General features: G+C 52.6%; 9 protein-coding genes. 5 read left to right on the top strand and 4 right to left on the bottom strand.

Features of this window, described 5'->3' with window-relative positions; all coding sequences use genetic code 11:
• Positions 1–18: 18 nt before the first annotated feature.
• Positions 19–1,512 carry an Asp-tRNA(Asn)/Glu-tRNA(Gln) amidotransferase subunit GatB gene (gene gatB, locus CKL79_RS10455; RefSeq protein WP_121969524.1) on the top strand — a complete coding sequence of 498 codons (1,494 nt, stop codon included), beginning with the start codon at positions 19–21 and terminating at the stop codon, positions 1,510–1,512.
• Positions 1,513–1,872: 360 nt separating this feature from the next.
• On the opposite strand, the gene CKL79_RS10460 is transcribed toward gatB, so the two are convergent.
• The gene (locus CKL79_RS10460) at positions 1,873–3,189 is read right to left on the bottom strand and encodes a lipid-A-disaccharide synthase (RefSeq protein WP_121969525.1); all 1,317 of its coding nucleotides are present in this window, start codon (positions 3,187–3,189) and stop codon (positions 1,873–1,875) included.
• Positions 3,190–3,286: 97 nt separating this feature from the next.
• On the opposite strand from CKL79_RS10460, the gene larB reads away from it, so the two are divergent.
• The 4 genes from larB to katG all read left to right on the top strand — a co-directional run bounded on the left by larB (position 3,287) and on the right by katG (position 7,536).
• A complete protein-coding gene (larB, locus tag CKL79_RS10465; RefSeq protein WP_170944028.1) occupies positions 3,287–4,072 on the top strand; it encodes a nickel pincer cofactor biosynthesis protein LarB in 786 nt (261 codons plus the stop codon).
• Between the two features lie 73 nt (positions 4,073–4,145).
• Positions 4,146–4,343: a hypothetical protein gene (locus CKL79_RS22870; protein WP_141242190.1), complete on the top strand. Its 198-nt coding sequence runs from the start codon at positions 4,146–4,148 to the stop codon at positions 4,341–4,343.
• A gap of 347 nt (positions 4,344–4,690) precedes the next feature.
• Positions 4,691–5,251 carry a redoxin family protein gene (locus CKL79_RS10475; RefSeq protein ID WP_121969527.1) on the top strand — a complete coding sequence of 187 codons (561 nt, stop codon included), beginning with the start codon at positions 4,691–4,693 and terminating at the stop codon, positions 5,249–5,251.
• A 65-nt stretch (positions 5,252–5,316) separates the two neighbouring features.
• A complete protein-coding gene (gene katG / locus CKL79_RS10480; RefSeq protein WP_121969528.1) occupies positions 5,317–7,536 on the top strand; it encodes a catalase/peroxidase HPI in 2,220 nt (739 codons plus the stop codon).
• 311 nt (positions 7,537–7,847) lie between these two features.
• Here the strand turns inward: katG and CKL79_RS10485 are convergent, their stop codons facing one another.
• From CKL79_RS10485 to CKL79_RS10495, 3 genes are all read right to left on the bottom strand, one after another.
• The gene (locus tag CKL79_RS10485; protein ID WP_121969529.1) at positions 7,848–8,396 is read right to left on the bottom strand and encodes a hypothetical protein; all 549 of its coding nucleotides are present in this window, start codon (positions 8,394–8,396) and stop codon (positions 7,848–7,850) included.
• 33 nt (positions 8,397–8,429) lie between these two features.
• Positions 8,430–9,005, bottom strand: coding sequence for a hypothetical protein (locus CKL79_RS10490; protein WP_205879051.1), 576 nt, complete (start codon positions 9,003–9,005; stop codon positions 8,430–8,432).
• An 86-nt stretch (positions 9,006–9,091) separates the two neighbouring features.
• Positions 9,092–9,691: transposase (locus CKL79_RS10495; RefSeq protein WP_141242174.1), on the bottom strand; the 600-nt coding region annotated here is incomplete at its 5' end.

Below are 9,691 nucleotides of genomic sequence, written 5' to 3' on the forward strand. Positions count from 1 at the left end.
ACCTACCTCGACGCTTTTATGACTGCTGCCGCGCCTGCTAAATCTTCTGCAAACGCTAAATACGAAGCCGTTATTGGCCTGGAAACTCACTGTCAGCTAGGGACAGAGACTAAGATTTTCTCGACTAGCTCGGCAGCTTTCGGCGCTGACCCAAACACCTATATCGACCCGGTGACGATGGGCCTGCCGGGTGTGCTGCCTGTACTCAATGAAAAAGTGCTGGAGTATGCAGTGAAAGCGGGGCTGGCGCTGAACTGTCAGATTGCGCCCTACAGCAAGTTTGACCGCAAGCAGTATTTCTACCCTGACCTGCCTAAAAACTATCAGATCTCTCAGTTTGACCTGCCGATCGCTGAGCATGGCTGGCTAGAAATTGAGCTGGTAAAAGACGGTGAGCCAGTGCGTAAGCGCATTGGGATTACGCGCCTCCACATGGAGGAAGATGCGGGCAAGCTGGTACATGCGGGCAGCGATAGTCTATCGGGCTCTTCGTATTCTCTAGTAGACTACAACCGGGCGGGCGTGCCCCTGGTAGAAATTGTCTCCGAGCCAGACATTCGCTCTGGAGAAGAAGCGGCAGCTTACGCTGAAGAGATTCGCCGGATCATCCGCTACTTGGGCGTAGGCGATGGCAATATGCAGGAAGGATCGCTGCGCTGCGATGTGAATATCTCTGTCAGACCGGTGGGCCAGGCTGAGTTTGGCACCAAGGTAGAGATTAAGAATATGAATTCGTTTAGCGCGATCGCCAAAGCCATTGACTACGAAATTGAGCGGCAGATTGCAGCGGTTGAAGCGGGTGAGCCGATCTATCAGGAAACGCGGCTGTGGGAAGAAGGCCCGCAGCGCACCAAAAGTATGCGCATGAAGGAAGGCGCGAGCGACTACCGCTACTTTCCGGAACCTGACCTGCCGCCGATAGAGGTCACTGCCGATCAGCTCAGTGAATGGCGATCGCACCTGCCCGAACTGCCCGCCCAAAAGCGTCAGCGCTATGAGGCAGAGCTGGGGCTGTCGGCCTACGATGCGGCAGTGCTCACTGACGACCGCACAGTGGCCGAATATTTTGAAGCAGCGATCGCCTCTGGCGTGTCTGCCAAGCTCGTTGCCAACTGGATTATGAGCGACATTGCTGCCTATCTCAATGCCGAGAAGATCAGTATTGACGAACTCAAGCTAACGCCAGCGGCCCTGGCCGAAATGGTAGCGCTCATTGAAGATGGCACCATCAGCAATAAGATCGGTAAAGACCTGTTGCCCGATCTGCTAAATAATGGCGGATCGCCCAAGAAAATTGTGGAGAGTAAAGGGCTCAGCCAGATTTCTGACCCGGCTGAGATTGAGGCGATGATCGACGAAGTGCTCGCCGCTAACCCCGATGAGTTAGCCAAGTTTCGCGCTGGGAAAACTAAGCTCAAAGGCTTTTTTGTCGGTCAGGTGATGAAGCGCACAGGCGGACGCGCCGACCCTAAGCTGACCAATCAGCTCCTCGGGAAAAAGCTGAACGGCTAACCGTTTATGGCGGTTCCCGCATACGTTCGAGAACCGCGAGCCACTCTGCCCTTTGCAATATCCCGTTGTAACATCAGGCTTTCAGCCGGTGTGATGAACCTCATCAAAGCGCCCAACGCTAGAGTAAAAAGTGAGCAAAGTATGCTCCAGATCACAGACAGTTACCCGCTAAATCATCAAATTCTAGAATACGAACGCAAAGGTTCTAGGATCAGTACAAAGGGGGGTTACACCCCTCACCCCGAGCGTGCAATACTGTGTACATGTAGATGCACCCTGATGGTAGGGAGAGCCGCACGGCTCTCCTTTTTTCTTTTTAAACCCAGATGGGGCATATAGCGGTGATCTCACGAGCCCACTTCATTCATCGCTTGTCGTATCCGCCAGCCCTTGTTCGGGATAGTTAACGACTTCTAATATCAGGTTGGCCATCTTATCAGCAGCGCCAGCAGGCCCCCGCAGCTCGCGTAGGGTTTGGCTCATGGCGGTCAGTTTTTCGGGATGGGCGAGATGGTCTCGCACGACTTCGCTAGCTTGCTGAGCGGTGATCGGGCCGAGCAGCTCAGGGACGACTTCGCGCTTCGCCCAGATATTGGGCCAGGCAAATAGTCGGTTTGATTTTTGAACGCCTTTGATAATTAGCGGGTTGATGTACTTGCGGGCGATCGCTCTCACTCCCGGCAACTGCGCTAATAGCCCAGGCACCCCATCCCACAGCTTAAGCCCGTCAAACTGCTGAGTCGGCAGCAGCACAATCATGGGGACGGCCAGTGCGCCAAGCTGGGCAGTATTAGCCCCAACCGTTGTCAGGCACAGCTTGCACTGAGAGAACAGATCCAAAGCTGGAAAACGCTGCCAGAGCAAGATCCTGGGGCCATCTAATATCTGTAAATAGGGTAGACCTGTGGGTGGGGTGACTAGAGTGGTCTCTGGCCCTTCGATGATGGGCACTAATGGATTGTGAGTGGGGTCGGTATAGCGGGCAAGGTCTGCCAGGGTGAGGTTGGGGGCAACGCCGATGACGTATTGAGTGTTGGGATTGTGAGCGTAAAGGCTTTGGGCGATCGCCAGACATAGCGGGATACCCGGCCCCAGCTTGGTCGGTTTTGATCCCGGCAGAAAGCCGATCAAATCGGTGTCGGGGGAGATGTCTAAGGCAGCGGAAATTTCGGTGCGGTCAGCCGTGGTTTGCACATCGGCCATCAGGTCGCCTACTTCAGTAAACTTGTCTCGATGGCGAGCGGGTGCTTTTTTGACCACTTCAGACTGCATGATGCCAAAGCGGTCGATCAACCCAGACCAGCGGGCCTCCCATTCGGCATAGATAACCGTGCGATAGCCCAGGCGCTTAGCGACTAGCCAGGTAAACGCCTGATCACCACCGAGAAAGACCACGACGCCCTGCGGATGCCAGTCCCAATCATCGGCGGTTTTGCCCGTCAGTAAAAACTTAAAGAAGTACGGCGCACTCTGAACCCGGTCTACTTCGGGGTAGTTTTGCAAGATGGTAGGCTCTTGGCCAGAGGCGTGCGGGCAGGGGGAGAGGATGACTGAGATGCGAAGACTGCCGGTGTCAGCGGCTTTTTGGTGAAGTGAACGCACCACTGGCTTTACCCAGGTAGCTACCTCCCCTGGCCCATTGGACAAAATCACGATGTCAGTAGGCGCAGTAGTCATAAACCCCAACAAGAGAACCTGACAAACTAAAAATAAGACGAACTAAATCACGTTAGCCTATTACAGTTGAACTTCTTTCACCCTAACGATTATCGCCGTGATTCAGCCTGACGCCGTTCGTGAATTGTTTCAAGCCGTAGCCGCAGGTCGCCTCAGCCCGGAAGCTGCTATTGATAAGCTGCAAGCCTCTGAGAAAGTATCCGGCTACGAAGAAGTTGGCGGGTTTGCCAAGATCGACCATCAGCGGACAATTCGCACAGGCTTTCCTGAAGTGATCTGGGGGCAAGACAAAACTGCCGGACAGATCATCGAAATTATGCTGGCGATGGAGCCGCTGCATCCGGTAGTGATGGCAACACGGGTAGATGCGCATAAAGGCGCTGATGTGCAGTCTGCTCTGTCACAGGCGACTTATTTCGACACGGCCCGCATCTGCGCGATCAGACCCCAAGCATCCTTAGCAGTCCAACCGGGTAATCTCAGCATTCTCACAGCGGGCACTGCCGACTTGCCCGTTGCCGAAGAAGCGGCTGTTACGGCAGAGCTGTGCGGCTTTCAGGTAACGCGCCTGTGGGATGTTGGCGTCGCGGGCATTCATCGGCTGCTGAGCAATCGTCATGTCATCGATCAAGCTGATGTGCTAATTGTCGCGGCGGGTATGGAAGGGGCTTTGCCGAGTGTCGTGGCCGGATTGGCCCAGTGCCCAGTGATTGCCGTGCCGACGAGCATCGGCTATGGCGCGAGCTTTCAGGGGCTAGCGCCGCTGTTGACCATGCTAAATTCTTGTGCGACCGGCATTGGTGTTGTGAATATTGACAATGGCTTCGGCGCAGCGATTTTGGCGGGGCAAATCTTACGCACGGCGGCGCGAATTTCTAAGTGACTTTAGAGATAGCGTTGGTCACTTTGCTGAGGTCCATCACTCCGGCTGAAAGCCTTATGTTGCAACGGGCAAAGTGACTGTAGTGCCTGACCTTAGCGTGACTTTGGCGCTGTTTTTGTTCTTAGCGCCAGTGGTGAGTCGCTTGTTAGCTTGGCTAACTTTTATAGAGCAGCTAAGCCTAGTGACCCGGGTGAGTTTTACCATAGTCTTATACGGGTTGTCAGCAGCGACCAAGGCAGGGGCGATCGCCTCTCTCCCACCCACCCATTGAGCGTAAACTTTTGCGACAGAATCTAAGTTGCTAGCCCGCATTCCAAAGAGTAATCACTATGCTAGATAAGTAAACTGGTAATGACTACGACTTGACCGAAGCTTTGCTAAGACCTTGCTTCAGAAGCAGGAAATTTCCCCAGAGAACCCCCTAAGGGCGCATCCATCTTGCGTGCTTAGCCCCTCCATTTGAAAGTAAAGTTTGAAGGCAAAGCTGGCGTACTTCAACCGAGAGCGCATTTCTAACTTTTCACGTCTTCTTCTAACACGATGCGCAAGCGGATGAGTCGCGACTTATCGTTCTGAGTGAACGGAACGGATTTTGACTGTGAGTAAGGAGCTGGAAAAATGTTGTTCAATCTTGAGGGCCAGCGTGTCCCTGCCGTAACCTTTCGGATGTTTTTAGAGGAGGGTTGTAACAACCTTTCGACGGCGGATCTCTTTGACCACAAAACAGTGGTGGTGTTTGCGGTGACGGGTGCCTTTACCTGCCCGTATTCTCCCCTTCAGCTGTTGGGCTATAACGAGTATGCAGGCGTCTTCAGGGCGAACGGCGTCGATGAGATTATCTGCATTTCGGTGAATGATCCCTTTTCGCTGGCGAACTGGGCCAAAGAAGAAAAGGCCGACCAGGTACGCTTTATCCCCGATGTAAATGGCGACTTTACCCGCGCGATGGGGATGCTGGTGAACCTTTCTGATAAAGGGATGGGGCAGCGCTCCTGGCGCTATTCCATGCTGGTCAAGAACGGCGTGATCGACAAAATGTTTGTAGAACGAAACGGCTTTGAGGCAATGCCCGCTGTCTCTAATGCCGAGACCCTGTTGAACTATATTAACCCGGCGGCTGAGAGACCCGAACAGACGGCTACGCTGATGCAGATGTGTCGGGCAATGCTTTCTACTTAGGGAAAGCGACACACAGAGGCAAGCAAAACACAGCATACATAATTCAATCCAATTAGGAGATACCCATGAGTAGCGAAAGCGGATGCCCATTTTCGGGCGGCGGTCAGAAGCTTACGACGCGGCCTGCGACGGCTAACCAAGACTGGTGGCCGAATCAGCTAAATCTAAGCGTCCTTAACCAGCATTCACCCCAGGCGGATCCGATGGGTGAGGCGTTCAACTACGCGGAGGCGTTCAAGAGTCTTGACTTCGCCGCCCTGAAGGCGGATATCTTTGAGCTGATGACCACCTCCCAGGACTGGTGGCCCGCCGACTACGGACACTATGGGCCGCTCTTCATTCGGATGGCCTGGCACAGTGCTGGCACGTACCGCATCGGCGACGGTCGCGGCGGGGCCTCCTCCGGCTCACAACGCTTTGCACCTCTCAACAGTTGGCCCGACAATGCCAACCTTGATAAGGCGCGCATGTTGCTTTGGCCCATTAAACAGAAATATGGTAAGAAAATCTCCTGGGCCGACCTCATGGTCTTCGCTGGTAACTGCGCCCTAGAGTCGATGGGCTTCAAAACGCTGGGCTTTGCTGGCGGGCGCGAGGACGTTTGGGAGCCAGAAGAAGACATTTACTGGGGCTCTGAGAAAGCCTGGCTTGGCAATGAGCGGTATGAGGATGATCGGGTGCTCCTGAATCCTCTCGCTGCTGTGCAGATGGGCCTGATCTATGTGAACCCAGAAGGGCCAGATGGCGAGCCTGATCCGGTCGGCTCAGGGCAAGACATTCGCGAGACCTTTGGCCGCATGGCGATGAACGACGAGGAGACGGTGGCGCTTACCGCTGGTGGACATACCTTTGGCAAGTGCCATGGGGCGGGCGATGCGGCTCACGTAGGCCCTGAGCCTGAGGGCAGTAGTCTCGTGGATCAAGGTCTCGGCTGGAAGAGCACCTTCAACTCTGGCGTCGGCGTCGATGCGATTACCAGTGGCATTGAAGGGGCCTGGACGCCCACGCCGACCAAGTGGGACAACAGCTATCTCGATACGCTGTTCAAGTATGACTGGGAGCTGACGAAGAGCCCGGCTGGCGCGTGGCAGTGGAAGCCGAAGGGCGACGCTGGCGCAGATACGGTACCCGACGCGCACGATCCCTCTAAACGGCATGCCCCGATGATGACGACGGCGGACATGGCCATGAAAATGGACCCCGTTTACGAGCCGATTTCGCGGCGTTACCAGGAGAACCCGAACGAGTTCGCTCACGAATTTGCCAAGGCTTGGTTTAAGCTGACCCATCGGGATATGGGTCCGCGATCGCGCTACCTCGGCCCAGAAGTACCGCAGGAAGAGTTTCTCTGGCAAGATCCCATTCCCGAAGTTAACTATGAGCTGATTGACGAGCAAGACATTGCCGCCCTCAAGGGCAAGATCCTGGCCTCGGGGCTGTCTGTTTCGCAACTGGTTTCAACAGCCTGGGCGGCGGCGGTGACCTTCCGTAATTCTGACAAGCGCGGTGGGGCAAACGGGGCGCACATTCGGCTGGCACCGCAGAAGGATTGGGAGGTCAACCAGCCAGAGCAACTGGCAACGGTGCTGCAAACGCTAGACTCTATCCAACAAGAGTTCAACTCCCAAGCTAGCGGGCAATCTGGTGGGCAATCTGGCGGGAAGCAGGTTTCTCTGTCCGACCTGATTGTGCTGGGCGGCTGCGTCGGGGTCGAGCAGGCGGCGAAGAACGCTGGCTACGATGTCAGGGTCCCCTTCACGCCAGGTCGAACGGATGCGTCGCCAGAAAAAACGGATGTCGAATCTTTTGCGGTTCTGGAGCCGACCACGGATGGGTTCCGCAATTACTCCAGTGGCAAGCACAGCGAATCTCCCGAAGAGCTGCTGATTGATCGGGCTCAATTGCTGACCCTGTCAGCCCCTGAGATGACAGTTCTGGTGGGCGGCATGCGCGTCTTAGGAACAAACTTCGAAGCGACTAAACACGGCGTCTTCACTGATCAGTCAGAGACGTTGACCAATGACTTCTTTGTCAACCTGCTTGACCTCGGCACGACTTGGAAGGCGACTTCTGAGGCTGATGAGCTGTTTGAGGGGCGCGATCGCACTACCGGCAACCTTAAATGGACAGGTACCCGGGTTGATCTCATCTTTGGGTCGAACTCGCGGCTGAGAGCGATCGCAGAAGTCTATGGCTGTGAAGACTCGCAGCCGAAGTTTGTGAATGACTTTGTAGCCGCATGGAACAAGGTGATGAACCTTGATCGCTTCGATGTGAAAGCGTGAGGGTTGAGTAGTCAGATTTATTAGGTCATCCTGCTGGGAAATGATAAAGTCTCTTCTTTAGCCTTTCCCAGTTCCGCTTGCTCATTTTTGCAGGGGATTGAGGTGTACTTTTTAGTAAATTAGTAGAGGCATTCGAGCAGAAAGTTACGGTTCTGAATAACCTCGTATAAGCGGTCGAGATCGTATCTGCCCGAGCAAAAACGGCTCTTACCGGGTTCACATGTTGAAGGATACTGCCTTGGCATGTGAACCCAAACATCTCCGGGACGAGACACTGAAGATGATCTGCCAGTTGGGAAACAAGAAGTAACTCAGGCTGATGGCAATGCTTTCATTTCTGCAAGCATATCAATAATCATTCTATATGCTTCGCTAATTTCAAGTTTTCCAGTTTCGACTAGCTCCATAAGTTTTCGTGCATCTTCAGGTGTAATCAAATCGAACTGGATAGGTTCTTCTAGAAAAAGATGAAATTTCGTTTTATCTTCTTTGCCGATTCTATCTTTTCGTTCTTTTGCTTTCATCTCACGCAACTCGTCTTCCATCTGTCTAATGAGTTCGGCTTTCTTACCTTCTGTGTAAGTGCCGTCAAACAAAGCCCTCTTCACTCCAAGTAAGGCACCACCACCTAAAACAGCAGCACCAGCAACGACTGCAAGAGGAGCGGCGACAGGAATAGCAACTAAGCCAAATAGGACAGAAGCTGTAGCGCCTCCAAATGCGAAAGCTGCTGCACCAGCACCCACAGCCCCAACTCCGACGACTCCAATATCGGTTAAAAATGTAAAACTATCGCCCCCTTCTTTAAGCTTGCTAATAGCTTTAAGGAGGTCTTCTTTGCTGCGATTTTGTTTAGACATAGATTAGCTTTAACTTGCCAAATATAATTGTATTCAGGCAGGAACGAACTGATTAGAGAGCGAACGCAGTACACTTGCTAGAAGGTTGAAGAAGCTACTCGCAGCCTCCTGCAAATCTTGGCTGAAGCTTTTAAGTTCTCTATCGAGAGAATGTCCTACGCTTGCACCGAGTGAAATGGCACCTAATCCTAAAATCTTAGCGAGGGGTTCTAGGAACCTGCCGATCCCCATTGGCAAAGAACTTAAGAGGCTGTAGATCGCTGCTCCAACTACTGCTCCTATACCAGACCCAGCAACAAGGCAAGGATTCTCCTTCACAAAGTTGATAATCCTGAATAAAAGAACCTTTCCGATAGAGATGAGTTTCTTTCCAAGCTGAATAGTCTTACCAGCTAAATCGTGCAGCCTTGTCACTACTGCTTCTGGGAGTCCCATCTCTTGCAGCCAAATATAAAAGTCTCGGCTACTAAAGCTCTCTACCTCAGCGTTCCAAAGGGTTAGCTTTACCCTCGATTGAGCTGACGACAATTCTGATGACTGCATATTAGGATTTAGACCTCGGATAACAAATAAAATATAGGTTTTGACAGGCCAATAAGATAACCGCATATGCACTCAGACTCACGCAGCACAGGTTTTGAGCTTTAGGTAGATATTAATAGGAGTTACGCATTGACAAATACAGTGTGACAATGCTAGGCGAAAGCAGTTTCCTCCACGTTTTCTAGAATAAACTGGCGAATGACCGGCACAAATAGCTGACGCGATATCTCATAGCAGTTGTTGATGATCCCTTTGATGCACATCGTCTGTAGCTTGCAAAAAGCACGTAGTGCACAAAAAACGTGATTACGAATAGCCTGTTCATCTCGCACATAAAAGCGCTCGATATTACACACCTGTTTAATCACTCTATGAAAACATTCAATCTGCCAATGCTCACTATGAACTTGCTTAAAGGTCTCTCGTGAGAGCTGTTTCAAAGCCTCTAAGTCTGGTCGATACAAGATGTAATATCGCTGCTCGTTTTTGAACGGCGCACAAAACACTTTGACCCAGCCAAATGCCTTGAGATAGACCATCAAGCCATCAGCTGTAATCTCTAGAGTCCCTATCTGCACTGACGTTCCACGCTCTACCGAGACCAGCCGATTATTCGCTACCCCAAATAGAAAACCCACTTTCTCGTTTCTGAGAAACTTCAGATTCTCTAGGCTCGAATACCAACTGTCTCCGGTCACCCACGACGGCTTCAGGCCCCAGGATTGAACCTCTAGCACCATCTCTCTAAAATA

The sequence above is a fragment of the Leptolyngbya sp. BC1307 genome (assembly GCF_002286735.1).
In the GTDB taxonomy this organism is placed as follows: Bacteria; Cyanobacteriota; Cyanobacteriia; order Phormidesmidales; family Phormidesmidaceae; genus Phormidesmis.

What these genes read in the sequence shown, in the direction of transcription:
- gatB (WP_121969524.1), top strand. Translation starts at nt 19, where the DNA reads ATGACTGCTGCCGCGCCTGCTAAATCTTCTGCAAACGCTAAATACGAA.
- CKL79_RS10460 (WP_121969525.1), bottom strand. Translation starts at nt 3,189, where the DNA reads ATGACTACTGCGCCTACTGACATCGTGATTTTGTCCAATGGGCCAGGG.
- CKL79_RS10475 (WP_121969527.1), top strand. Translation starts at nt 4,691, where the DNA reads ATGTTGTTCAATCTTGAGGGCCAGCGTGTCCCTGCCGTAACCTTTCGG.
- katG (WP_121969528.1), top strand. Translation starts at nt 5,317, where the DNA reads ATGAGTAGCGAAAGCGGATGCCCATTTTCGGGCGGCGGTCAGAAGCTT.
- CKL79_RS10485 (WP_121969529.1), bottom strand. Translation starts at nt 8,396, where the DNA reads ATGTCTAAACAAAATCGCAGCAAAGAAGACCTCCTTAAAGCTATTAGC.
- CKL79_RS10490 (WP_205879051.1), bottom strand. Translation starts at nt 9,005, where the DNA reads ATGCGGTTATCTTATTGGCCTGTCAAAACCTATATTTTATTTGTTATC.